The organism is Pueribacillus theae (assembly GCF_003097615.1).
GTDB classification, from domain to species: Bacteria; Bacillota; Bacilli; order Bacillales; family UBA6769; genus Pueribacillus; species Pueribacillus theae.
Window position 1 is genome coordinate 19,090 of the sequence record NZ_QCZG01000013.1, and the last position, 24,475, is coordinate 43,564.

The 24,475-nt window shown below is 43.1% G+C and carries 23 protein-coding genes; 3 read left to right on the forward strand and 20 right to left on the reverse strand.

Annotation, left to right across the window (positions count from 1 at the left end; genetic code table 11):
- Positions 1-7: 7 nt before the first annotated feature.
- Complete coding sequence (locus tag DCC39_RS07965; protein WP_116554368.1) at positions 8-853, reverse strand: DUF72 domain-containing protein; 846 nt, start codon at positions 851-853, stop codon at positions 8-10.
- Positions 854-1,129: 276 nt separating this feature from the next.
- Between DCC39_RS07965 and DCC39_RS07970 the strand changes: the two genes are divergently transcribed.
- The gene (locus DCC39_RS07970; protein ID WP_116554418.1) at positions 1,130-1,402 is read left to right on the forward strand and encodes a hypothetical protein; all 273 of its coding nucleotides are present in this window, start codon (positions 1,130-1,132) and stop codon (positions 1,400-1,402) included.
- Positions 1,403-1,751: 349 nt separating this feature from the next.
- Here DCC39_RS07970 and sufB read toward each other — a convergent pair whose 3' ends face one another.
- The 15 genes from sufB to DCC39_RS08040 all read right to left on the reverse strand — a co-directional run bounded on the left by sufB (position 1,752) and on the right by DCC39_RS08040 (position 17,827).
- Positions 1,752-3,149 (reverse strand): Fe-S cluster assembly protein SufB, encoded by a 1,398-nt coding sequence (gene sufB / locus DCC39_RS07975; protein WP_116554369.1) that lies wholly within the window; start codon positions 3,147-3,149, stop codon positions 1,752-1,754.
- Between the two features lie 48 nt (positions 3,150-3,197).
- Complete coding sequence (sufU, locus tag DCC39_RS07980; protein ID WP_116554370.1) at positions 3,198-3,635, reverse strand: Fe-S cluster assembly sulfur transfer protein SufU; 438 nt, start codon at positions 3,633-3,635, stop codon at positions 3,198-3,200.
- Positions 3,625-4,845: a cysteine desulfurase gene (locus tag DCC39_RS07985; protein WP_116554371.1), complete on the reverse strand. Its 1,221-nt coding sequence runs from the start codon at positions 4,843-4,845 to the stop codon at positions 3,625-3,627. Before DCC39_RS07985 ends, sufU begins: the two co-directional genes overlap by 11 nt.
- On the reverse strand, positions 4,845-6,149 hold the full coding sequence (sufD, locus tag DCC39_RS07990) for a Fe-S cluster assembly protein SufD (protein WP_116554372.1): 1,305 nt from the start codon (positions 6,147-6,149) through the stop codon (positions 4,845-4,847). Before sufD ends, DCC39_RS07985 begins: the two co-directional genes overlap by 1 nt.
- Before the next feature lie 26 nt (positions 6,150-6,175).
- Positions 6,176-6,958: a Fe-S cluster assembly ATPase SufC gene (sufC, locus tag DCC39_RS07995; RefSeq protein WP_116554373.1), complete on the reverse strand. Its 783-nt coding sequence runs from the start codon at positions 6,956-6,958 to the stop codon at positions 6,176-6,178.
- Between the two features lie 248 nt (positions 6,959-7,206).
- A complete protein-coding gene (locus DCC39_RS19600) occupies positions 7,207-7,341 on the reverse strand; it encodes a hypothetical protein (RefSeq protein WP_276309901.1) in 135 nt (44 codons plus the stop codon).
- A 255-nt stretch (positions 7,342-7,596) separates the two neighbouring features.
- Positions 7,597-8,889, reverse strand: a complete 1,293-nt coding sequence (locus DCC39_RS08000) for an O-acetylhomoserine aminocarboxypropyltransferase/cysteine synthase family protein (RefSeq protein ID WP_407071844.1) — start codon at positions 8,887-8,889, stop codon at positions 7,597-7,599.
- 88 nt (positions 8,890-8,977) lie between these two features.
- Positions 8,978-9,295: a thioredoxin family protein gene (locus DCC39_RS08005; protein ID WP_116554375.1), complete on the reverse strand. Its 318-nt coding sequence runs from the start codon at positions 9,293-9,295 to the stop codon at positions 8,978-8,980.
- Positions 9,296-9,502: 207 nt separating this feature from the next.
- Positions 9,503-9,889, reverse strand: coding sequence for a glycine cleavage system protein GcvH (gene gcvH / locus DCC39_RS08010; protein WP_116554376.1), 387 nt, complete (start codon positions 9,887-9,889; stop codon positions 9,503-9,505).
- A gap of 57 nt (positions 9,890-9,946) precedes the next feature.
- A complete protein-coding gene (locus DCC39_RS08015) occupies positions 9,947-10,306 on the reverse strand; it encodes an arsenate reductase family protein (protein ID WP_116554377.1) in 360 nt (119 codons plus the stop codon).
- Positions 10,307-10,330: 24 nt separating this feature from the next.
- Positions 10,331-11,494 carry a toxic anion resistance protein gene (locus tag DCC39_RS08020; RefSeq protein ID WP_116554378.1) on the reverse strand — a complete coding sequence of 388 codons (1,164 nt, stop codon included), beginning with the start codon at positions 11,492-11,494 and terminating at the stop codon, positions 10,331-10,333.
- Positions 11,481-12,134: a 5-bromo-4-chloroindolyl phosphate hydrolysis family protein gene (locus DCC39_RS08025; RefSeq protein WP_116554379.1), complete on the reverse strand. Its 654-nt coding sequence runs from the start codon at positions 12,132-12,134 to the stop codon at positions 11,481-11,483. Before DCC39_RS08025 ends, DCC39_RS08020 begins: the two co-directional genes overlap by 14 nt.
- Before the next feature lie 227 nt (positions 12,135-12,361).
- A complete protein-coding gene (locus DCC39_RS08030; RefSeq protein WP_116554380.1) occupies positions 12,362-14,137 on the reverse strand; it encodes an acyl-CoA dehydrogenase family protein in 1,776 nt (591 codons plus the stop codon).
- Between the two features lie 93 nt (positions 14,138-14,230).
- On the reverse strand, positions 14,231-15,406 hold the full coding sequence (locus tag DCC39_RS08035; RefSeq protein WP_116554381.1) for an acetyl-CoA C-acetyltransferase: 1,176 nt from the start codon (positions 15,404-15,406) through the stop codon (positions 14,231-14,233).
- A gap of 36 nt (positions 15,407-15,442) precedes the next feature.
- Positions 15,443-17,827, reverse strand: coding sequence for a 3-hydroxyacyl-CoA dehydrogenase/enoyl-CoA hydratase family protein (locus tag DCC39_RS08040; protein WP_116554382.1), 2,385 nt, complete (start codon positions 17,825-17,827; stop codon positions 15,443-15,445).
- Between the two features lie 217 nt (positions 17,828-18,044).
- Between DCC39_RS08040 and DCC39_RS08045 the strand changes: the two genes are divergently transcribed.
- Together DCC39_RS08045 and DCC39_RS08050 are read left to right on the forward strand one after the other, a co-directional pair.
- On the forward strand, positions 18,045-18,332 hold the full coding sequence (locus DCC39_RS08045) for a hypothetical protein (protein WP_116554383.1): 288 nt from the start codon (positions 18,045-18,047) through the stop codon (positions 18,330-18,332).
- Between the two features lie 76 nt (positions 18,333-18,408).
- Positions 18,409-18,675, forward strand: a complete 267-nt coding sequence (locus tag DCC39_RS08050; protein WP_116554419.1) for a spore coat protein — start codon at positions 18,409-18,411, stop codon at positions 18,673-18,675.
- Positions 18,676-18,941: 266 nt separating this feature from the next.
- On the opposite strand, the gene DCC39_RS08055 is transcribed toward DCC39_RS08050, so the two are convergent.
- From DCC39_RS08055 to DCC39_RS08070, 4 genes are all read right to left on the reverse strand, one after another.
- A complete protein-coding gene (locus DCC39_RS08055) occupies positions 18,942-20,054 on the reverse strand; it encodes a saccharopine dehydrogenase family protein (RefSeq protein WP_205948485.1) in 1,113 nt (370 codons plus the stop codon).
- Between the two features lie 18 nt (positions 20,055-20,072).
- Positions 20,073-21,704 carry an AMP-binding protein gene (locus DCC39_RS08060; RefSeq protein ID WP_116554385.1) on the reverse strand — a complete coding sequence of 544 codons (1,632 nt, stop codon included), beginning with the start codon at positions 21,702-21,704 and terminating at the stop codon, positions 20,073-20,075.
- 248 nt (positions 21,705-21,952) lie between these two features.
- Entirely contained in the window at positions 21,953-23,152 is a 1,200-nt protein-coding gene (locus DCC39_RS08065) for a thiolase family protein (RefSeq protein WP_116554386.1), read from the reverse strand.
- Positions 23,153-23,154: 2 nt separating this feature from the next.
- Positions 23,155-24,447 (reverse strand): acyl-CoA dehydrogenase family protein, encoded by a 1,293-nt coding sequence (locus DCC39_RS08070; protein ID WP_205948486.1) that lies wholly within the window; start codon positions 24,445-24,447, stop codon positions 23,155-23,157.
- Between the last annotated feature and the right edge of the window lie 28 nt (positions 24,448-24,475).

The following is a 24,475-nucleotide window of genomic DNA, read 5'->3' on the forward strand; positions in this document are numbered from 1 at the left end:
ATCGCGCTTAAAATAAATCGAGTTGCCTTGGTGCGAGAGTTTCATATTGGATCCCAAGAATTTGCATCATTTCTTTTGCATTGTCAGCAGCATCGCCGCCTGAATTGTTATTAAACAAAGCATAAACGTTTTCGCTTTGCTTCTCTAATTCGCGCAATTGATTGGCCAATCCTTTTAATTCCTCACTATTATAGCGATATAAGTAGCGGACTTCCCGCCAATTTTTATCTTTTGGCCTGTTCCATCCATATGTATTCCTTCCATGAAAGCGGACAAGCGTTGCCGCTTTTGCCGTTGAACGTGTAATGAAGGGGACTGACGCCTCTCCTGCTTGTGGTTCATCACAAACGGTATGGATCCATCCTTCTTCTGCCATGAAGCGCAATGTTTTTTCCTTGTATGGCGGACGAAACCAAGATTGATGTCGAAATTCAAGCGCCACTGGCAAATCGCCCATTTGAGCCTTTATGTGTCGAAGCTTTGAGACGTTTTCTTTATTCAATGTAAACCATGGAGGAAATTGAAAAAGAATCATTGCTAGTTTACCCGCTTCATGTAAAGGAACAATGGATTCTATATATGCATCAAACATTTCCTTTTCCGAAAGAAATGGATTTTTCCCTCGATCATGCCCAGTCATCCCTTGGTACGCCTTAGCGATAAACTTAAAGGAGTCGGGTGTGCTTTGTATCCAATTATCGATATTTCTTTTTGGCTGCACCGCATAAAAACTTGCATCAAGCTCGACTATCGGAAAATGGCTTGCATAATGTGCAAGCTTTTCTGTTTGTTTAATTTTGTCAGGATAAAGCGTGTCATGGTCTCCCCAGCCTGTCACACCAATATAAATCAATGTTCCAATCCTCTCCTTTTCTTGATTTTATTTTGACTCTTTCCGTTAAAAAAGGCAACTTCTTGGCTTTAAAAACCATTACAATTTGATAGCATGTCTCGTTTTAAAGCTTTCTATTTTTTGTTATAATGTAAGGTATGTATTACAAGGGCGTTATGGAAAATGATAAAACTCCTTAAATGAATAGATGTTGCTAGAAGAAAATGAAGAATATGGGAATGGGTTTGGAGAGGAGAATCAAAACAAATTAAATAATTTCTGAAAGGCATGTGTAAAATGGACAATGATAAACTTGATTTGATTTTAAGTGAGCTGAAAAACATCAAGTCCGAACAAGAACGTCATAGTGACTTACTCCATCAATTAATTAAAACAGTTGGTGCCACAAACACAAAACTTGAGTCAACAGAATCGAACGTTCACAGGCTTCACGATGAACTCTCATCTCTCAAACAAGGACAAGAACGCCAAGACAAAATTCTTGAATCGCTTGCCATGCGCTCCCTTGAACAAGAAACTGAACTGCGTGATTTGAAAAGGATTAAATAAATAACGCCCAAAATACAAATCAACTCACAAAGTTTGTTAACATACGTTAACATACATAGAATGTACAGCACGGCATTTCGTCGTGTTTTATTTTTATTTACTATATAATGTCTAAAAAATAGAAGAAGACGAACTAGCAAAGGTCGCCTCCCTTTCTTACTAATACATACATTTATTCTTGTCGTTGTTGCAAAACAACAGCAGACACTTATCTGGATATCACACCTCAGTATGAAAGTGATAATTGAATAAAATTGCCACCCATTTGAATTCTAACGTGGCAAAAACATGGCAAAATAACAAATTGAACCCTCGCCACTAATGCAGTAGTGACAAGGGTTCCTATGATTTATCCTACAGAACCTTCCATTTCGAATTTAATGAGACGGTTCATTTCAACGGCGTATTCCATTGGGAGTTCTTTCGTAAACGGCTCAATGAAGCCCATGACGATCATTTCAGTTGCTTCCTGCTCTGAGACACCGCGGCTCATTAAATAGAAGAGCTGTTCTTCCGATACTTTCGAAACTTTCGCTTCGTGTTCAAGCGAAATGTTATCGTTCATAATTTCGTTGTACGGAATGGTGTCTGAAGTAGAGATATTGTCCATCATTAAAGCATCACATTCAATGTTGGCGCGGGCCCCTTCTGCTTTCCGCCCAAAACGGACAATTCCTCGGTACGTTGTTTTTCCACCTTGCTTCGAAATTGATTTTGATACGATAGAAGAGGTTGTGTTTGGCGCAAGGTGAATCATTTTCGCTCCAGCATCCTGGTGCTGCCCTTTTCCTGCAATTGCAATGGAAAGTGTTAAACCACGTGCACCCTCGCCTCTTAAAAATACGGCAGGATATTTCATCGTAAGTTTTGAACCAATATTGCCGTCGATCCATTCCATCGTTGCGTTTTCATCACATACTGCGCGCTTTGTCACTAGGTTAAACACATTGTTGGCCCAGTTCTGGATCGTTGTGTAACGGCAGTATCCGTCCTTTTTCACGATGATCTCAACGACAGCGCTGTGAAGGGAGTTCGTTGTATAAACAGGTGCCGTACAGCCTTCTACATAATGGACAGAAGCCCCTTCATCAACGATGATAAGCGTTCTTTCAAATTGCCCCATATTTTCCGAATTGATTCGAAAATAGGCTTGGAGAGGTGTTTCACACTTCACGCCTTTTGGAACATAGATGAAGGAACCGCCTGACCATACAGCTGAATTTAACGCAGCAAATTTGTTATCTGATGGAGGTACAGTTTTTCCGAAATGTTCTCTAAAGATGTCTTCATTTTCTTTTAGGGCGGAATCTGTGTCTTTAAAGACGATTCCCATGTCTTCCAAGTCTTTTTTCATGTTATGGTAGACAACTTCAGATTCATACTGGGCTGATACGCCTGCCAAGTACTTTTGCTCCGCTTCCGGAATTCCAAGTTTATCAAATGTACGCTTAATTTCTTCCGGAACTTCATCCCATGAGCGTTCCGATTTTTCGGATGGTTTCACGTAATACGTAATTTCATCGAAGTTTAAATCGGATAAGTCGCCGCCCCATTGCGGCATCGGCATTTTATAAAATTGATCAAGCGATTTCAAGCGAAATTCGAGCATCCATTCAGGCTCATTTTTCATTCTCGAAATTTCTTCGACAATTTCACGGGTTAATCCGCGTTCCGAACGGAAAATAGAAACGTCTTTATCTCGAAAACCATATTTGTATTCGCCAATTTCAGGCATTTTTTTAGCCATTATTATTCCTCCTTTTCTAATTTAAAACAAGGAGCCCGTTATACTTCATTACTCTTCGTTTTGAAGGCCTTTCTCCATTGCCTTCCAAGCTAGTGTAGCACATTTTATCCTCGCCGGAAACTTAGAAACACCTTGAAGTGCTTCGATGTCCCCTAAATCAAGGTTACCGGATGCATAATCCTTCCCTTGAATCATTTCCGAAAATACGCCTGACATTTTAAGCGCGTCTTCAACAGGAAGGCCTTTAATGGCTTCCGTCATCATTGAAGCAGAAGAAAGGCTGATCGAACAGCCTTCACCACTGAATTTAGCATCCGCCACCTTGCCGTCTTCAACTTTTAAATGGAGTTGTATCCGATCCCCGCAAGTCGGGTTATTCATATTTATTGTGATTGCATCGTCCTCAAGCGAACCGTGGTTTCTCGGGTTTTTGTAATGATCCATGATCACTTGCCTGTAAAGCTGATCAAGATTATTAAAAGACATCACCGAAATACTCCTTCGTTTTAACTAGCGCATTAGCTAGAGAATCAATATCTTCTTTCGTGTTGTACAGATAGAAGCTTGCTCTTGCAGTCGCTGTCACATCAAGCCATTTCATAAGAGGCTGTGCGCAATGGTGCCCCGCCCGAATAGCGATTCCTTCTTGGTCAACGACTGTCGCCAAGTCATGTGGATGAACACCTTCAAGGTTAAATGTTACAATCCCTGCACGTTCTCTCGGTCCGTATACTTGAAAGCCTTCGATGCTTTCCAAACGGTTCAGCGCATAGTCGGCAAGCTCATGTTCATAAGCCGCGATTTCATCCAATCCAATATCTTCAAGAAAATCAATTGCCGCGCCTAAGCCGATAGCCCCTGCAATAATCGGTGTTCCGCCTTCAAACTTCCATGGAAGCTCTTTCCACGTGGAATCATATAGTTCAACGAAATCAATCATCTCACCGCCAAATTCAACCGGCTCCATGTTCTCTAGATGCTCTTTTTTGCCGTATAGGACACCAATTCCTGTAGGTCCACACATTTTGTGGCCTGAAAACGCAAAAAAATCACAGTCTAATTCTTCAACATCCACTTTCATATGCGGGGCACTTTGCGCACCATCGACAACGCATACCGCCCCATGTTCATGGGCAATCTTCGTCACTTCTTTGATTGGATTAATCGAACCAAGTACGTTGGAGACTTGTGTCATTGCAACGATTTTCGTTTTGTTTGTCACCGAATCCTGAACATCGTCTAAGCTGATTGTGCCGTCTTGTTGAAGTGGAATATATTTTAACGTGGCGCCAGTTGCCTTGGCTGCCTGCTGCCATGGAATGATGTTGCTATGGTGCTCCATTGGCGTTAATACGATCTCGTCGCCTTCTTGTAAATTGGCTCTCGCATAGCTCCAAGCAACAATGTTAAGAGAAGTTGTCGTGCCCCGGGTAAAAATAATTTCCTCAACCGAGGCCGCATTAATAAATTTTCGAACCTTCTCCCGCGAACCTTCGTATGCATCGGTCGCTTTTGTTCCAAGTGTATGAACGCCTCGGTGGACATTTGAATTGTAGCCCTTGTAGTATTCAGACAATACATCAATGACTTGAACCGGCTTTTGGGAAGTCGCAGAACTATCGAGGTATACAAGGGGCTGTCCATTTACCTCTTGATTCAGAATCGGAAACAATTGGCGTATTTCTTTGGCATTCATTATTGAATTTTCCTTTCAATTAAACCGACCAAAGCTTGTTTAACCCCTTCAATTGGCAACGTTGCAACAACTGGCTCCAAAAAGCCGTGAACAATCAGGCGTTGCGCTTCCAAACGATCGATTCCTCTGCTCATAAGATAATAAAGCTGCAAATCATCGACTCTGCCAACTGAAGCAGCATGGCCCGCTGTTACATCATCTTCGTCAATGAGCAAGATTGGGTTTGCATCACCGCGCGCTTTTTCACTAAGCATCAGAATACGTGAAGTTTGCTCGGCATTCGATTTCGTACCGCCATGGTGAATCTTGCCAATTCCGTTAAAGACGCCTGTTGCGCTGTCTTTCATAACCCCATGGGCAAAAATTTGTCCGTCAGAATGTTTTCCAATTTGATCAACACGGACAAGAAAGTTTTGTATCTGTTTCCCGCGGCCAATTGTCACCATTTTGGCATCAGCGGATGAACCGTCGCCAATACATTCTGTCCAGTTTTCCGATACAGTATTTCCATCATTCATTTGTCCAAGCGCCCATTCGATTCTTCCGTCTTTTGAAACCATTCCCGTTCGATTAATATAAGAAGTCACAGAACTTCCTAAATTGTCGACTGCACCGTAACGGATAAGGGCATTTGGGCCTGCAAACACTTCCGCAATAATCGTTGCAACAGATTCCTTGCCTGATCCTGTTGATAAATAGTTTTCAACGTAAGTAACGGAACTATTATCTTCCGCTACGATTAACACATGGTTAAATAATCCCGAAGCAGGATCTTCCTGCCAATAGACTGCTTGCAATGGGACTTCTATTTCAACATTTTTAGGAACATAAAGGAACGTTCCGCCGTTTAACAATGCGGCATGCATTGCTGTTAAACGGTGTTTATCAATTTTAACAGCCTCTGTCATGAAATATTTTTTTACAAGTTCACTATGCTCTTGGAAGGCTGTCCTAAGATCTGTGAAAATAACACCTTTATTTTTCAGTTCTTCGGAAAGCTGTTTAAATGCAACCGTGGCATTGCGCTGAACAATAATATTTCCTTCAGGCTGCTCCTCGTCTAGCAGCTCTTTCACTTCTTGAGGCAATTCCTGAAGCGTTCCAACCGCCTCAGCAGCCACTTGATGTTCAAAAGACGTGTAATTCCAATTATCTATTTTCGTTTTGTCGGGTTTTGGCATCGCGAGTTCGTTTGAAAGCTTCAGCCCGCGAATACGAAGCTCCAGCAACCATTCCGGTTCGTTGCGCTCTTTGGAAAACTCGCGAATATATGCCTCATCGTATACGATCGTTTCAGCTGTCATTAATATTCCTCCTAGCTGCTGTGCTTCTATTTCTGGCCTACTGTTTCATCTTCAATGCCCAGTTCTGCTTTAATCCAATCATACCCTTCAGCTTCCAGGCGCTCAGCAAGCTCTGGGCCGCCAGATTTTACAATTCTCCCTTGCATCATGACATGGACTTTATCCGGCTTAATATAATTTAACAAACGTTGATAGTGTGTAATGATCAGCGCTCCAAACTCAGGATTCCTCATTTCGTTGACGCCTTTGGCAACAATTTTCAACGCATCAATATCAAGACCTGAATCAATTTCATCCAAAATTGCAATCTTCGGCTCAAGCATGAGCAACTGCAAAATTTCATTTCGCTTTTTTTCTCCGCCTGAAAAACCCTCATTTAAATAACGTTGGCTGAATGATTCATCCATATCAAGCAATTTCATTTTTTCATCAAGTTGGCGGATAAATTTCATTAGTTGAACTTCGTTGCCTTCCCCGCGCTTCGCATTGATGGCTGTTCTCATGAAATCCGCATTCGTTACACCACTGACTTCGCTCGGATATTGCATCGCAAGAAATAGACCTTCTCTTGCACGTTCATCAACTTCCATTTCAAGCAAGTCTTTGCCGTTGAACGTTACACTTCCTTGAGTGACTTCATATCTAGGGTGTCCCATAAGCGCAGAAGCAAGCGTTGATTTTCCTGTTCCGTTAGGACCCATTACGGCATGGATTTCTCCGCCCTTAATTTCAAGGCTTAAATCTTTAATAATCTCTGTATCTTCAATCGATACATGTAAATTATCAATTTTTAAATGTGGTGCTGTCATGAAAAATACCTCCAGTAGATGAATGTAATTTCGATGTTAGGTTATCATTTGCAAATGGGAAAGTTTTGCCTAACACCCACAATTTCTCAACATGAATATTGGTTTTTGTATTCTCAATCTATTCTCATTACAATCTTATAACAAATAAAAATGTTTATCAAGTAATGTCCCTCTATAGCAATTAGGCTATCCAAACAGATGAAAAGCCAGTCACCCATTGACTGGCTTTTCATCTATTTATCGTCATACTAATGATCTTTCACAGCGTCCTTGACAACCCAGCGGCTTTTCTTGTAGCTTTGTTCCCTTGTTTTTTCCACTTCAATCCGTTTTTCAAAGCTTTGGCAATATTCGTCAAATCCAAAACCATGCGCTTGATGCATTGCCCTTTCCATTTCACTTGTGTAATTCAAGTTTAATGGGGATAAAATAATAAACCAATCCTTTCAGTGTTTTTGATTTGGTTAACACTATGACCATACCCTAACATTTTAATGTTGAAACAACAAACGTCATATTTGTAGAAAATCAACCGTATCTCTCCTTCTGCCACGGGCAGGCCAGATGAACCTCATGGTTAGCAATAATCCTTAAAATCTCTGCGGAATCTATAAAGGCCTCTTAAACAGAGGCCGAAGTTATGCTGATTTTGCTTTTTGAAATGCTTGTTCAAGATCTTCAATTAAATCTTCGACATTCTCAATACCAACGGATAGGCGAATCATATCGGCACTGACACCAGCGCTTTTCAATCCTTCTTCATCAAGCTGGGAATGCGTTGTACTTGCTGGGTGGACGATTAAGCTTTTCGCATCACCGACATTGACAAGATGTGACCAAAGGTTTACAGAATTGATAACCTTTTCCCCAGCTTCTCTTCCGCCTTTGATTCCGAATACGATGATAGAGCCTGCCCCTTTTGGCAAATATTTCGCCGCAAGTTCTTTTGATTCATGATCTTCCAGTTCGGGATACGATACCCATTCTACATCAGGATGGTTCTTTAAGTACTTAACGATTTCTCTCGTATTGGCAATATGCTCTTTCATTCTTACGTGAAGGGTTTCCAATCCAAGCGCCAACTGGTGGGCGTTAAATGGGCTTAAAGAAGGACCCATGTCACGAAGCAGCTGAACGCGTGCTTTCGTAATAAATGCCTGATTCCCTAACGCTTCAGCGTATACTAATCCATTGTAGCTTGGGTCCGGCTCAGTGAAGCCCGGAAATTTCGGGGAGTTCCAGTCGAAATTGCCGCCATCAACGAGAAGGCCGCCCATTGTTGCTCCTGCGCCGCCGATCCATTTCGTTGCAGAGTGAACGACAATATTCGCCCCATGTTCAATTGGCCGGCATAAATATGGGGTACCGAACGTGTTGTCAACAATTAAAGGGATGCCATTTTCATTGGCAATCTTCGCTACTGCTTCGATGTCCAGTACGTTAAGCCCAGGATTGCCAATCGTTTCAGCAAAAATCGCTTTCGTCTTTGACGTGATCGCATTGCGGAAATTTTCCGGATCGGAAGGATCAACAAAAATTGTTTTTATTCCGTACTTTGGTAATGTAACAGCAAACAAATTGTATGTACCGCCATATAATGTGGAAGCAGCCAGGATTTCATCCCCTGTGCCGGCTATGTTCATAATAGCCATCGTAATCGCAGCCGAACCGCTTGCAAGCCCCAAGCTTCCAACCCCGCCTTCCATTTGTGTGATGCGTTCTTCTAAAGCACCAACGGTTGGATTCATAATCCGTGTATAAATATTGCCTGGTTCTGTAAGCGCAAAAAGATTCGCGGCATGTTCTGTATCTCTAAATTGGTAAGCGGTTGTCTGGTAAATTGGCAAGGCTCTCGATCCCGTCACAGGGTCGGCTTCAAGGCCAGCGTGAACGCCAAGTGTCTCTATACGATATTTTTTTTCTTCTGACATGGTCATTTCCTCCTTAATTCGCACTAAATACATTGGAATAATAAAACTTTAACAACGTTTCCTTCGATTGTCAATGTTATCTTTAGTTTTATTCCGAAAACTTAGTTAACAAATAGAATAATTTCTCCAACTCGCCGAAAGCGACGAAACGTTCGACCGGCTCTCCGTTTTTAAAAAATACGAGAATGGGAACGCTCATAATTTTAAATGGCTCAGCTAAATCAGGCATTCGATTCAGATCACAAGAAACGATGGGAAACGTTACATTCATTTTACTTATTACTGTTTCCAGCATATTTCTGGCAAGCTTGCACGTTCCACAAAACGGGGTGTGGAAAAAAGCAGCCACTAAAGGCTCTTCTTGTAATTTTGTTTTAAATTGTGTTTCATTCAATTCTGAAATCACGCAACTAAAACTCCAATCTCTTTACAGTTTCCTCATTAAAAAAATCCTAGCAGAGCATAAAAGCGTGCTGTAGGATTTTTTCGTTTTGGTTCTATTGAAATTCCCGCGGAAGTCGATTTGCCTTCCGAGAAGCGGGTTTTTCTTACGAAAAAAGGTTCTCTCCAGGCAAAATCGCCCCGCTAACATTTCATATAGGCAATTGTTCGATTATTCGTCCTCAGATACCATTTTTTCGTAGTCTTCCGCAGACATTAATTCATCGACTTCAGACATGTTCGTTGGTTCAATCACGATCATCCAAGCTTTTTCATAGGGTGATTCGTTTACGAATTCTGGGCTGTCATCAAGGTCTTCATTAATTTCAACGACCTTGCCGTTCACTGGCGCATATAGTTCTGAGACTGTTTTGACTGATTCTACACTTCCGAACGGCTCGTCCGCCTCTACTTCGGCGCCAACTTCAGGCAATTCGACAAAGACGATGTCGCCTAATTCCGATTGTGCGAAATCGGTAATGCCAACTCTTACATTGTTTCCTTCAACTTTTACCCATACGTGTTCATCTGAATAGCGTAAATCGTTTGGCAAGTTCATTGAAATCCCTCCAATAAATAACTTAATTGGTATCATTATGAATGATTATGATTTGTTTTACAACTTCCAAGCTTTCTCGTATAAATCTTCTTTAAAACCAACAGTTACGTTGTTTCCGTCAGTAGCGATTGGGCGTTTAATCAGCATGCCATCTGAAGCAAGCAGCTCAAGCATCTCTTCTTCAGATGCTGTTTTTAGACGATCTTTTAAACCGAGTTCACGGTATTTCATTCCACTTGTATTGAAAAATTTCTTCAACTCAAGTCCACTTTTTTCAAACAGGTCTTTTAACTGTTCTTTTGAAGGCGGGTTTTCGACAATATGAACTTCATTGAAGTCAATACCGTTTTCTTCTAGCCATTTTTTCGCTTTACGGCATGTCCCGCATTTCGGATACCAGTAAAATGTTAAAGCCAATGTTTTGTCCCCCCATCATATCATTTATCGGTATTCTAACAGCTTTTGTTTCAATTCATTTTCCATTGATAGCAAATCTTGTTCTGCCTGATTGCGTTTTGCACGGCCTTCCGCTTGAATGCGAAGTGTTTCTTCGATTGTAGCGATTAAGTTTTCCTGTGTTTTTTTCAATGTTTCAATATCGACGAGGCCCCGTTCATTCTCTTTCGCTGTTTCGATTGTATTTGTTTTGAGCATTTCCGCATTTTTTAACAAAAGCTCATTTGTTGTTTTCGATACTTGCTTTTGTGCTTCAACCGCATTGCGCTGGCGAAGCAAGGAAAGGGCAATCGCAATTTGGTTCTTCCATAGCGGGATCGCCGTTAAAATCGATGATTGAATTTTTTCGACTAGCGCTTGGTTTGTGTTTTGGATAAGGCGGATTTGCGGTGCGCTTTGTAAGGTGATTTGCTGGCTCAACTTCAAATCGTGGATTCTCTTTTCAAGCCTCTCCGCAAATTGAACCATATCATTTACAGCTTGAAAATCCATTTGGTCTTGGCTCATTTCTGCTTTTTGTTTAAGCGCCGGTATGATCTTTGTTTCCAGTTCTTCTAATTTTAATTCACCGGCAGCGATATAAATGGTTAGCGCGTGAAAGTAGTCTTTGTTTTCTTCAAATAATTTATTTAAAATCGCGTTGTCTTGTGTTAATGACTGTTTAAATTTATCAAGCTTTACGCTAATGCGATCGATTTGCGCGCCGGTTTTTTGATATTTTGAAAGAATCTCATTGACTGAGTTTGACACCTTTCCAAACATACGGGAGAAGATGTTCCGCTTTTCTGCCTGTAGTTCATTTGGATTCACTTGCTCAAGTTTTTTCATTAATTCCGAAAGCACGTGGCCAATTTCGCCTGTGTCTTTCTTTTGGACATGTTCAAGCATCGTGTGTGAAAAGTTTAACAGCTTTCCTTGGGCCGCAGTTCCGTATTGCGCGATGGCATGCTGGTTTTTCGGGTCGATCTGTTTTGCCAGTTCCATTGCTTTTTCTTTGTCTTCATCCTCAAGCCTTTCAATCCGTTTAACCGGGCGATCACCCGATTTCTGAATTTCCTTGGCTTGTCCATTTTCTTCTTGGATCCCAAATGGATTTGCCAGCAAATCATCAATTTTATCCGTTTGTTTTTGTCCGTTATGCTCGTTCACTTGACGACCTCCTCTCGGTGTCTTTTAATCGATTCACGGATTGCTTTGCTACGTCCAATTCAAAATGTAATGTATCAACGTCATCAACTAACATAGCCCGTAAATCTTCTTCAATTGCTTCATTGATTTGAGAAATCATCTCTCTTGTTTCCCTTAAAGATCTGGAAAGTTCTTTCGTTTTTGCGGGCTGTGAGGATAGAAAGGCATATTTCTCTGTTAATTCAACGAGAGAGTCTAAATGGCTATAGAAAAAACGTTCCGCTTGATAAAAACGCCTCGGTTCTTTTTTTGTGTTTGAATAAATTTTTTGGACCGTACGAATCATGTTGAAATTTTGTTTGATGTGAGAAATCCCCCGCACACTTGTCATTGATTTTCGAAGCCTGACAATTTTCTGCTTCGCTTCTTTTAAATTTTCCTCAATAAATTTGTACTCTCTTCTTGTAAGGCCGTTTTTTCGCAAATGCTGGAAATGTTCGATTTGCTTTAAAGAAAAATAAACAACTCCTCCACCAAGCAAAGCGTAAAAACTAGCCAACAAAAAAGATTGGTGAAAAGCAAAAAAGCTAACCGGCCAAACGATTCCGGCGCTAAAGAAAGCGGCTACCGAACGCAATATAAATTGAAGCAGTGCTTTCATTTATCCCAACTCCCGTTATTTTGCAATTAAAGTCTTCATAGTTCTATTGTAAACGATTCCTTCAAAAAGCAAAATGAAAAAGACAAGCTCCTATTGAACATTTTTAGAATAAGTAGAAAAAGTCATTTTTCCACATTATTTTCCGGTTACCCATAAAATTAAGGCCTTGAAAGAAACCGTATAAAAAAAATCGCCCCCTAAAAGGGAGCGAACAACTGATGTTCATATTAAACCACATATTTCTCTTCTTGAATGATCGCTTCTGCGATTTCGCGCTTTTTGGCGATGACGTTAATTGGGTTGTGGCGTGTTAGTTTGCGAAGGACTGACATCATCATGCGCAAGCTGTCGCCTTCCTCAATGAACAATAGAGATTCTTTTGCGTGTGCTTCAATTTTATTGAATGCTTCCTGGCAGTAAACCTCTGTCAAAAGCAGTTTTATTTTGCTGTTTTCCAGGCCGTCTTTGTTAATCGCCTTTTCCGTACGGAGCACAGCCGATTCCATTGCGTAAATTTCACTTACGATGTCAGCTGCATTTGCAAGAACTTCTTGCTCATCGTTCAATTTTTTGCCAAGCTTTTGCAGCGCCATGCCTGCGACAGACAAGAACACTTTTTTCGCCATTTTGATCAAATATTTCTCCTGGGCTAACGGCTCATCCCCCACTTCTTCAGGCATTAACGCCATGATTTCAGCTTGCAGTTCTTGTGCTTTTTGTAAAAGCGGCAATTCGCCTTTCATCGCTTTTTTCACAAGCGTACCCGGTACAATCAGGCGGTTGATTTCGTTTGTTCCTTCAAAAATACGGTTAATGCGGGAATCACGGTACATTCTCTCAACTTCGTATTCTTGCATATAGCCATATCCGCCGTGAATTTGCACCGCTTCATCAACGACGTAGTCCAAAACTTCAGACGCAAAAAATTTATTTAGTGAGCATTCAATGGCATATTCCGCAATCGCATTGGCTACGGCAGTGCCATCCTCTTTTTCCTCTTCTGAAAGATTTTGGAAGCGCTGCTCAAACAGGCCGACAGTACGGTATGTGGAACTTTCAGCCGCATATGTTTTCACCGCCATATTTGCAAGCTTCTCTTGGATAAGACGGAAATTTGAAATTGGCGTATTAAACTGCTTGCGTTCATTTGCATATTTTGCGGCAAGTTCAATGCCGATTTTCGAACTTCCTACAGCGCCAACAGCAAGCTTGTAACGCCCAACATTTAAAATATTGAATGCGATAACATGGCCTTTGCCAACTTCATAAAGAAGATTTTCCTTTGGCACTTTTGCATCTTCCAAAATCAATGTACGGGTGGAAGAGCTTTTAATTCCCATCTTCTTCTCTTCCACACCGGTAGAAACCCCTTCGAAGTTTCGTTCAACGATAAACGCGCTGAATTTATCGCCGTCAATTTTTGCATAGACGACAAATACATCGGCAAATCCCGAGTTTGTGATCCATTGTTTTTCACCGTTTAAAATGTAGTGAGTACCTTCATCATTCAGCTTTGCCGTCGTTTTTGCACCCAGCGCGTCAGAACCTGAAGAAGGCTCTGTCAGTGCATAAGCGGCAATAAGTTCACCAGTCGCCAGTTTGGGAAGGTATTTTTTCTTTTGCTCTTCATTTCCGAAAAAGACAATCGGCAATGAACCGATGCCGACATGGGCGCCGTGCGTAATGCCGAAGCCGCCAGCTCCGCCCATTTTTTCAGTAATCAAGGCTGAACTGATTTTATCGAGGCCAAGGCCTCCATATCCTTCCGGTACATCGGCGCCTAGCAGTCCGAGTTCACCGGCTTTTTTTAGCAGTTGAACGGAATATTCAAATTCGTGGTTTTCGAGCTTCTCATGGACAGGCTTTACTTCTTTTTCAACATAATCTGCTGTTGTCTTAGCAATCATAAGCTGTTCTTCATTAAAGTCTTCTGGAGTAATAATATCTTCTGCATCGACATCTTCAACTAAAAAACTTCCGCCTTTTTTCATTACTTCCACCATCTTTTATTTCCTCCTCTAAGTCGTTTGTGAAGATTCTAAGTTATTGGATACATGATTTGTCATCGCATCGAACTTGTGAACATTTCCTCTTTCTTAAAGCAATTCAAAGACACCTGCGGCACCCATTCCTCCGCCGATACACATGGTGACAACGCCAAACTGCTCATTGCGGCGTTTTAATTCATGAATAAGCGATAATGTTAATTTCGCACCTGTACATCCGAGCGGATGCCCGAGCGCAATAGCTCCTCCGTTTACGTTTACCTTGTCATGATCGAGGCCGAGTTCGCGGATAATTTGAATCGATTGAGAAGCAAATGCTTCATTTAACTCGAATAAAGCAATGTCTGATTTGCTTAATCCAGCAATTTCAAGCGCTCTTGGAATGGCTTTTACTGGACCGATTCCCATAATTTCCGGCGGAACACCTTCCACGGCAAATGAGCGGAACTTCGCAAGCGGCGTCAAGCCTTCCGCTTCTGCTTTCTCCCGATCCATGATTAAAACCGCCGCTGCACCGTCGCTCATTTGTGAAGCATTCCCGGCAGTAACCGTCCCATTTACTGAAAAAGCAGGTTTCAGTTTTGCGAGAACTTCCATTGTTGTGCCTTCCCTTACCCCTTCATCCATGCTGAAAGTAAAGGTGCGTTCTCGAAGTTTGTTATTTTCATCAAGTGAACGATTTGTCACTTCTACCGGGACAATTTCATCAACGAATTTCCCGTTTTTGATCGCTTCGGCTGCACGCCGATGGCTTTCTACCGCAAAAGCATCTTGATCTTCCCGAGAGATTTCAAATCTTTTTGCTACCTCTTCTGCAGTATGCCCCATCCCCATATAATATTCAGGTGCTGTTTCGACAAGTTTTGAATTTAATCGATACACATGCCCGCCCATTGGAAGCATGCTCATCGATTCGACACCGCCCGCGATAATCGCTTCAGCGCTTCCAACCATAATCCGTTCCGCCCCGTAGGCAATCGTTTGAAGCCCTGATGAGCAATAGCGGTTGACGGTCACTCCCGGTACTGTGTCTGGCAGTCCGGCCAGTGCACCAATATTTCTTGCGACATTCATCCCTTGCTCAGCCTCTGGTGTGGCAGTTCCGATGATGATGTCATCAATCCGTCCATCATACCCATTCGCCCGCTTTAGCGTTTCTTTTACGACAAGCGCACCGAGATCATCAGGCCGGGTTTGGGCGAGGCTTCCGCGTTTTGCCTTGCCGACAGGTGTTCTTGCTCCGGCAACAATCACTGCTTCTCTCACAGTTTTTTTACCCCCTCGATATTCTATAGACTGTTTTTAATTCCGCAACGGTTTTCCTTTTACAAGCATATGCTGCATTCTTTCCTGCGTTTTGCGTTCGCCAATTAAACTTAAAAATGCTTCTCTCTCAAGATCAAGCAAATATTGTTCATCAACTGGCGTTCCATACGGAAGCTTTCCGCCAGCGATAACGTTAGCAAGCTTCTTCGCAATATGGACATCGTATTCACTGACGTAGCCTGAATATTGCATTGATTTGACACCCATGAGCATTGTGGCATAACCCGTTTCACCGACAACCGGAATTTTGATGCGTTTCGGTGCGCGATAGCCCTCATCTGCCAAATGAATCACTTGCTGTTTCGCGTCGTAAATCAAATGGTCGCCGTTCATGCTTATCCCGTCTTCATCATGTAAAAATCCGTACTCTTTTGCTTCATCTGCTGAAGTAGATACTTTCGCCATTGCGATCGTTTCAAACGTTTTATTTGCGATTTTCTGCAAGTCCAGATCCGTTCCTTCGGGCAATCCTTCCAGCAGACGCCGGTAAAGTTCCTTGTTGCCTCCGCCGCCAGGGATAAGCCCAACGCCGACTTCTACAAGGCCCATATAGGTTTCTGATGATGCTTGGATTTTTGCCGCCGGCATCGCCACTTCAGCCCCGCCGCCCAACGACATGGAAAACGGCGCTGCAACGACAGGCTTTGCCGAATAACGAATGCGCATCATCGCATCTTGGAATTGGCGAATCGTCAATTCAAGTTCAAAAAAGTTATCATCCTGCGCCTCCATAAGCATAAGGGCGAGATTGGCGCCTACACAGAAATTCTTTCCTTGGTTCCCGATGACAAGCCCTTTGTAATCCCCTTGCTCAGCTTCCTCAATGGCCGTATTTATCATTTGAATGATATCAAGGCCAATCGCATTGTTCTGTGAATGGAATTCCAAATTTAAAACCCCGTCGCCAAGGTCAATCAGGCTTGCCCCGCTATTCTTTTTGATTACGTTGTTTTGCTCTTTTAATTTTACGAGGTTAATCGTTTTTGGGTTTTCTTCCGCTTTCTTGTAGCTTCCGTTATCATAATAAAATGTGCTTCCATTATCCTTTTTATAAAATGAACGGTTGCCGGCAGCTAACATATCCTTTACCCAGCTTGGAACTGTTTTTCCTTCCTGTTCCATCTTGGCAACGGATTGTTCAACGCCGATTGCATCCCACGTTTCAAATGGGCCCTGTTCCCATCCAAAGCCCCATTTCATCGCTTGATCGACAGCATAAATATCATCTGCAATCTCATATGCCTTTTCTGCAGCGTAAAGCAATGAAAGACTTAATGTGTTCCATAGCAGCTGGCCGGCACGATCATCGGCATAAATTATTGTTTTTAAACGTTCAGATTTTTTTGCTTGCTTTGCAAGCTCAATGGACGGGGCCTTTAACTTTTTGCGTTGTTCATACTCCATTGTCTCCGGATTCAATTCCAAAATTTGTTTGCCTTCTTTTTTGTAGAAGCCTTGTCCTGTTTTGCTGCCGAGCCAGCCTTTTTCGAGCATTTCTTTCATAAAGTGCGGTACATGAAATCGATCTTTCTCTTCCCCGTCAACGTTTTCATAAACATTGTTTGCAACATGGATAAATGTATCAAGCCCTACAACATCCAATGTCCGAAATGTCGCACTCTTCGCTCTTCCAATGAGTGTTCCTGTTACAGAATCGATTTCACCGACAGAGTAGCCACTTTTCAATAGTTCTCCAACGGTTACAAGCAAACCGTACGTCCCGATCCGGTTGGCTATGAAGTTTGGCGTATCCTTTGCTTCGACTACCCCTTTGCCAAGGACATTTTCGCCAAATTGCTTCATATAAGCAACAACTTCCGGCTTTGTTTCTTTCGTTGGAATAATTTCAAGCAATTTTAGATAGCGTGGAGGATTAAAAAAATGCGTTCCTAAAAAATGGGCCTTGAAATCAGCTGATCTCCCTTCAGCCATCGCTTCAATCGAAATGCCGGAAGTGTTTGAGCTGACAATCGTTCCCTCTTTTCGGTAAACGTCCACTTTTTCAAACAGTTGCTTCTTAATCTCAAGATTTTCTACGATGACCTCAATAATCCAGTCAACCTCTGCCAGTTTCTCAAGATCATCCTCTAAATTTCCAGTTGTAATAAAACTGGCATTTTTCTTTTTAGTAAGTGGGGCGGGCTTTTGTTTAAATAACTTCGCCACCGCTGCATCTGCAAGACGGTTGCGCACCACCCGATTTGAAAGAGAAAGTCCCTTTTCTTTCTCTGCTTTCGTTAACTCATTTGGTACAATATCCAGCAGCAATGTAGGGATTCCAATATTCGCCAAGTGGGCAGCGATTCCTGAACCCATCACACCTGATCCAATCACGGCTGCTCTCTGTATTTCACGAGCCATAAAAGAACCTCCTCAATTTGAATGAATGCTCATTCATTTTTGTTATAAAAAAATTTGAAATTTCCTTTTTCACTATTTAATATAACGGATTTTCTCGATGAACGCAATAAAAAATTATGCAGAGAGAGCTTGAATTTCGACTCATTCAAGTTCATGCGTGATAATTTCATCCATTTTGCCGCATACTAAAATTAATTTTTTACGAGGAGGGAATTGTATGGACAATCAGCAACCATTGCAAACCGAACAAAATATTATGCCACAGCCGCCAAACATCATATCAACAAAAGACCATTTGTATATGACCGATATGTTATCGTGGAATTTGCTGGCTATGAAAAAAGCGTATCATTGGGCTGAAGAATGCACAGATCCCGAAGTAAAACAAGCAATCCAAAAGTCAGGTGACATGCACCAGCGCCATTATGAAAGATTACTTAGCCACTTAAAACCTCAGGCTATGTCAACACAACAAATGACAAATATGCCACAACAACAGCAATAAGGGAGGAATTCTCGTGCAATCGAATCAAAGCAATAAAATTAAAAACCCTCAATCACAAGTTCCCAAGACTGAGCTTATGAATGATCGCGATCGGTTAAATGATATGCTGTCAACTGAAAAATATATGACAGACGGCTATGATACCGCTTTGAATGAAGCAAGCCATGAGCAGCTTTATCAAGATATTCTCATGATATACACCGAAACACAAAACTGCCAGCGTGATCTTTTCAATTTAATGTTTAAAAAAGGCTGGTATAAATTAGAGGCTGCGGACGGGCAACAGCTCCAACAATCCCAGCAACAATTTGCCAATTACATGACAACACAGTTTCCCCATTAATTTAACCCATTTTTACTGATAAATAAGGGGCTTATCAAGTAGCCCCTTGTTTACCAGTGCCTTAACGGCTCAATATATAGATTGAAATGGCTACATTATCCTTCTCGACTTTGGTGTTCCCTTCAATCGACCCAAAACGTTCATTTGTTTTATTTACGTAATTTTCTACCTGAAACTCTTGGATGGAGCACAAATCTGATTCTAACAGGTGAGCGGACTAAACATTACGCTTTTAATATAAGCTGTAATATCTAGCCTGGATCTCATTAATAAGGCGTGGCCTGCCAGGTGTGATAGCCCAGATTAGCCAATGTAGCGAGAATGTTGCGCGTGCCGATCGCTTTTGTGATGGGTTGGAAACCCGTAGCTAAGAGCTGGCCAGCGAGAATCCGGCGACATGCTTCTGCCGCTAATGCGCCGGTTTGCAAGTAAGGCGAATTTCCTCGCAGTACTACATTTACGCCACCGGTGTTACCACGACCGATACAAGAGATGACCGACCGGTTGACATCTGGATTCTCCCGGGATGGTTCTTCAGGAGTGATGGTTCCGCCAATTTCATTTGTAACCTTTTCCTGCTCTTTGGCACTCAAAGAACGATACTTTTCTTCGAACTCCTCGAGTACTTTTAAAATGCCGCCGAACATGACTTCATTCTTAAAGCCCACCAACGTCGCACAGTTGGTCACCCGCTCGTCATTCTCGAACCACACCGTTTCACCGCCACCAGACCAAGGTAAAGCTTTGAATAACCGGTGCTGATCCGGAGTCTTAACATCATATGCTTTTGCGTATGGCCACATCCGCAAGGTATTGTTTTCTAGGTAGTATTGTGGCTTGGTGCACATCCTTAGAAAAGACTTGGTAGAAGTAGTGCTGGTAGACGAGTCTGCAAAATAAAGGATATCCAACGAGTTCACACCGGGAGTTTCCAACGCTATCTCAGCCGCCATCATTCCAGCAGTCCACATATAAGCTGAGGCCGGAGCTAAAAGTAAGGCTTTCTTGTCAAACTTCTCACCATATTGATCGCGTAAGAAGAACATCCAATCAGTTTCGCCGGTTGAGTCAAGGTAGTGGCAATTAGCCGTCAGTGCTGCCTTTACCACAGTTTCACCGACTTGCATAAACGGCCCTACAACGTTGTAGACCACCTTTTTTCCTGTGAACAAATCGGTTAGCGCTGCTTCCTTATGGGCCACCTCGACTACGCTATAGTCTGCGTTCTCAAGCTCGGGCACTAGGGTACATTGCTCTTTCAAGCGAGACATACTTCTTCCAGCGGCAATGAAAGGAATCCCCAGTTCAGCCAGATGTTTCATAATCAGTTTGCCTGTATAACCACTAGCACCATAAACAACTACGTCTTTATTTTTCATCATTACTGCCTCCTCTTTTTAATTGTTAACACGAACGGAATCAACCCGGTCCCCTCTGCGAGAGAAAATAACTCCCTCACCAGTATTCAGGTGTTGAACTAGAAATCTCTCTACTGGTTTCTCCGACGCTGTTTTAGGAATTTCAGCAAGTACTTGAAAGTAATCGGGATGAGGGCCTTGACCGATAACCTCGCTAACCTTAGATAGAAAGTCATCGATAACTAGTTTTCTCTTTTCATTCAACACGATAGCGGCAATCACCGTTTTTTCACCTGGAGAGTTGCTGTCTAAGGCTACACCGTAGACATACACATCGTTAATGTCGGGATGTTTGGCCAACGCTGTCATCATGTCCTCGACAATAATGAATTCGCCGTTTCTTCTGACAGCACTGCCACCACGATAGGAGAAGTATACCCAGCCTTCTTCATCTTTGTAGCCGCAGTCTCCGCTTCGAAACCAATTCCCCTTGGTTTTCTTTTTCGATGCCTCGGGATCCTTAAAGTAGTTGACTGGGTCTGCTTTACCATCGGCATTCCTGAAGCAGATCTCACCGATATCAAAAGGTGCACAAGGTTGATCGTGTCTATCAAGAATTTCGCACTGGATACCAGCGGGCGGTTTACCAATGGATCCTACCGGACCAACTCCGGGCGGATTGAAAGTCATCCCGCCTTCTGCAGTTCCGTAAAATTCAAATATCTTGACGTTGAAACGCCTTTCGAACTCTTCCCACATAGCCGCCGGCATGCCAGCGCTTAAAACAAAACGAACATTATGCTGGCGTTCAGAAGGACTTTCCGGCTCGGAGAAAAGCGCTGTCGCCATGCCACCGAGCAAATTGAAAGTGGTGCATCCGTAGTGTGCGACGATGTCCCAGAGCCGGCTTTTCGTGAATGTTCGACTAATCACAAGAGGCAGACCCAAAGTAAGGGAATACCCTAAGCTAATAAGTTGAGCATTGGCGTGGGTTAGAGACAGACCAGTGTAGGGACGGTCCTCTGGTGTCAATCCGAGAAGCGTATGCAACGCGCCCACGCTGGCGAATCGATGGTAATTGGATTGAATGGCTTTAGGATCGCCAGTGGTGCCAGAAGTAAACAGCATTTGCATAGTATCGCTTAACGGTCTAGGCTTAGCTGGGCTCGGCAATTCTTTTTCCTTGTCAATAGATTGAAAAATATGATTTAAGGATGCAACGTAAGGGGTAGAGCAGTAATCGTTATCACTGTCTATCACCCAAGCCCACTCTAGGGGCTCTGGCCATGCCTTAAGTGCATGAATTTTACCAAGACCTTCTTCAGATACTAGCGCTCCGCGACAATCGGTGTGCAGCACCATAAACGCCAGACGTTCGGGTTGCACCCTAACATCGATAGGCACAAAAACTGTCCCCAATATTTCCGATGCTAGCATAGCTTCAACGAACTCTGGATGGTTTCTCATCACCAAAGCAAAACGATCGCCTTCCCTCAAGCCTACATTTGCTAGTGCAGAAGCCAACATCAAACCATTGTTTAACAATTGTTCAGCGGTACGATTTTCTTCCACGAATGTGTCGTCTTCGATTGACACGAAGGTCAGTAATAACTTGTTGGGCTCCTTTTTCGCCCAATGTTGAACGGCTCCCAAAGGAGTAAACATATTCATGATAAAATCACCTTGACTACGATGGCAGCGGCATCATTATCAAGCCAGTTGCCACCGTTTTCCACTAAGACGCTCTTGGCGCCTTCCGTTTTATTTTTCATAGTTACTCCATCCCCTTTCACATGTTGACATTAATGCAACCAATTCTGTCCGCCAATGTGTCGCCTTCGAGTAACACGAAGGTTATCAGTAATCTGTTAGGATTCTTTTCCGTCAAATATTGGACTGCCCCAAAGGAGAAAATATACTCATGATGAAAGCACTGTGATTACGATGGCAGCGGCATCATTACCAAGCCAACCACCGCCATTTTCCGCTAAGGCAACCTTGGCACCTTCTACTTGACGGGCACCGGCAAGACCTCGGAGTTGTTGAGTAAGCTCAAAAATCTGCGCTAAGCCGGTGGCTCCAATAGGATGACCCTTACGAATTAAGCCTCCAGAAACACTGACAGGAATTCGCCCACCAAGTGAAGTTGCTCCATCTTCCACCAACGCGGGGCCTTCACCTTGACCACACAACCCGAGAGCCTCGTAATACATCATTTCCGCCGGCGAAGTAGCGTCGTGAAGCTCGACGAAATCGATTTCCGCGGGATCGATCCCTGCTTGCTGATAGGCTTTTAGCGCGGTGCTTGCGGTAAGATCCGGTAAATTCTCCAAGTTGGCCCCACTGGCTAAAACCGAACTGCGAACATATACCGACGTTGTTAGACCTAGCTTTTTTGCCATTTTCGGTGAAACAAGCACAGCGGCCGCGGCACCATCGCCAAGCGGTGAACACATCGGGAGTGTCAGTGGATCGACAATGGTTCTTGCATTCATCACATCGTCCACGCTGAGCACATTATGAAATTGCGCGTATTCGTTCAGGCTTCCGTGGTAGGAGTTTTTGGCCGCGATTTGTGCGAAGTGTCGCTTTGTAGCCCCGCTCGCGTCCATATACTTTTGGGCCATATCCGCATAAATATCCATGAACACAGAATGCCTTTGCGCACTATCCACTTTTCTCCCTAAAAATCGAGTTAAAACATCTGGGTCAGTCGTATCTGTACAGCCCATAAAAACTTGCCCCACCCGTTGCCTCTCCGGATGGTAGAGCTTTTCCACCCCGAAAGCCAGTACCGCATCATAAGCGCCTAGTTCTACCATGGCAGCGGCTTGTTGGAATGCGGTCGAAGCGGTGGCACATGCATTTTCCACATTTATAACTGGAATTTGTTTATCATTGATGTCTTGAAGCACCACTTGGCCGTTAATACAAACTTGTCCAGTGATTAGCGGCGCACCGGCGGATCCGGCCCAGACCGCTTCAATACTTGAAAAATCAAGACCGCTGTCACTCAACGCCTGATTGATAGCAAGCAATCCCAAATCTTTGAGAGTCTTATCCGAATGATCACCGAACGGTGTCATACCTACGCCAGCAATGATCGCTTTCGTATTCAAGACTACATCCCCGCTCTTTCAAAATCGGTCAATAGATCCCCGCCCATAATGGACAGAGCTTCATTACAGCCATCTTCAATCAATGATGATCGTGCGTCCCGGAAGATTTTTTCTACGGGATATTCCAGTGTCACCCCATTACCACCAAACAACTGTACCGCGGCACTTGCCACTTCTAGGGCGTGCTCAGTGGCAGTGATTTTTGTAAACATAGCTGCTTGTAAGGCTGGCAAACGGGAAAGCATGTTGTAACGAGCCACTCTTCGTGTTATTGCACGTGATAGTTCAACTTTCCGTGCCATGTGGAAGATTCGGCGTTTGACGTCCTGATGCTGAATGATAGGAACACCACCTTGCCTTCTTTCGTGAGCGTAATCGTAAGCATACTCATAGGCGGCTCTAGCACAACCGGTAAACACCGCGCCCATCAAGGTGTTGGCCTCACTATGTATGGCGTACAATCCTTTTTCGTAATCTTTAGGCTCAATCAATAAATGATCAATATCCAATTTGACATTCTCAAAAAAGATTTCCCCTTGCGGTAAAGACCGTTGACCCATTTTCTCCAGCGCGGGACCCTTTGAGACACCCGGCGCATCCAACGGAACGATTACAACCGCTCCATGGGAAGGATCCACTTTGCCGTCTTTCGTTTTCACTTGGCAATAAAGAATAGCTAGTTCCGCGATCGGGCCATTCGATACCCAGGCAGATTTTTGACCGTTAATAATAATCTTCCCATCGGTTATTTCGGCTGAACAACCTGGTGTTCCGTAGTCTCCGCCTTTCTGGAAAGCGCGTCCTTCAGGATCTAAGCTATCCGTTCCGTGATCGGGTTCAGTAATCGCCCAGCATCCGATCAAAGATTCGTCATATTTTTTTGCGACAAAGTCATTGCCAAATTTCGACGCCATATAATGCGGTAAAAGATCGACGCCCGTCGAGATAGCAAGCCCTGCATCTCCATAACCCAATTCTTCGAAGATGACGCAGAAAATATCCGGAATATCTTCCGGCGCAAATGTTGCAAGGGCTTCCACATTGATTCCGAATTGGGTGTACTGTTTTCTGAACTCCCAAAATTGAGACTCTTCAGCAATAACTTTTTCGGCTGACAGTCTGTCTAGGGTTTGTCCAATCGGGCGCATTTTGTTTTTCGCGAAATCATTCAGTTGAGTCTGTAACGCCGATGCGGTTTCATACAGTCCTATTTCCGCCCCTAAATCACCTAGTTTTACTTTGGGGCGTGCGGGCCATTCGTTAAACGTCATGACATCAGATAGATTAGTACTCAAAATTACTTCCTCCTTAAGAATTATTTGA

Bases quoted from the DNA above. Each gene is read 5' to 3' on its own strand.
- DCC39_RS07970 (WP_116554418.1), top strand. From the start codon at position 1,130: ATGGACAATGATAAACTTGATTTGATTTTAAGTGAGCTGAAAAACATC.
- sufB (WP_116554369.1), bottom strand. From the start codon at position 3,149: ATGGCTAAAAAAATGCCTGAAATTGGCGAATACAAATATGGTTTTCGA.
- sufU (WP_116554370.1), bottom strand. From the start codon at position 3,635: ATGTCTTTTAATAATCTTGATCAGCTTTACAGGCAAGTGATCATGGAT.
- DCC39_RS07985 (WP_116554371.1), bottom strand. From the start codon at position 4,845: ATGAATGCCAAAGAAATACGCCAATTGTTTCCGATTCTGAATCAAGAG.
- sufD (WP_116554372.1), bottom strand. From the start codon at position 6,149: ATGACAGCTGAAACGATCGTATACGATGAGGCATATATTCGCGAGTTT.
- sufC (WP_116554373.1), bottom strand. From the start codon at position 6,958: ATGACAGCACCACATTTAAAAATTGATAATTTACATGTATCGATTGAA.
- DCC39_RS19600 (WP_276309901.1), bottom strand. From the start codon at position 7,341: ATGCATCAAGCGCATGGTTTTGGATTTGACGAATATTGCCAAAGCTTT.
- DCC39_RS08000 (WP_407071844.1), bottom strand. From the start codon at position 8,889: ATGTCAGAAGAAAAAAAATATCGTATAGAGACACTTGGCGTTCACGCT.
- gcvH (WP_116554376.1), bottom strand. From the start codon at position 9,889: ATGAACTTGCCAAACGATTTACGCTATTCAGATGAACACGTATGGGTA.
- DCC39_RS08025 (WP_116554379.1), bottom strand. From the start codon at position 12,134: ATGAAAGCACTGCTTCAATTTATATTGCGTTCGGTAGCCGCTTTCTTT.
- DCC39_RS08030 (WP_116554380.1), bottom strand. From the start codon at position 14,137: ATGGTGGAAGTAATGAAAAAAGGCGGAAGTTTTTTAGTTGAAGATGTC.
- DCC39_RS08040 (WP_116554382.1), bottom strand. From the start codon at position 17,827: ATGGCTCGTGAAATACAGAGAGCAGCCGTGATTGGATCAGGTGTGATG.
- DCC39_RS08045 (WP_116554383.1), top strand. From the start codon at position 18,045: ATGGACAATCAGCAACCATTGCAAACCGAACAAAATATTATGCCACAG.
- DCC39_RS08050 (WP_116554419.1), top strand. From the start codon at position 18,409: ATGAATGATCGCGATCGGTTAAATGATATGCTGTCAACTGAAAAATAT.
- DCC39_RS08055 (WP_205948485.1), bottom strand. From the start codon at position 20,054: ATGAAAAATAAAGACGTAGTTGTTTATGGTGCTAGTGGTTATACAGGC.
- DCC39_RS08060 (WP_116554385.1), bottom strand. From the start codon at position 21,704: ATGAATATGTTTACTCCTTTGGGAGCCGTTCAACATTGGGCGAAAAAG.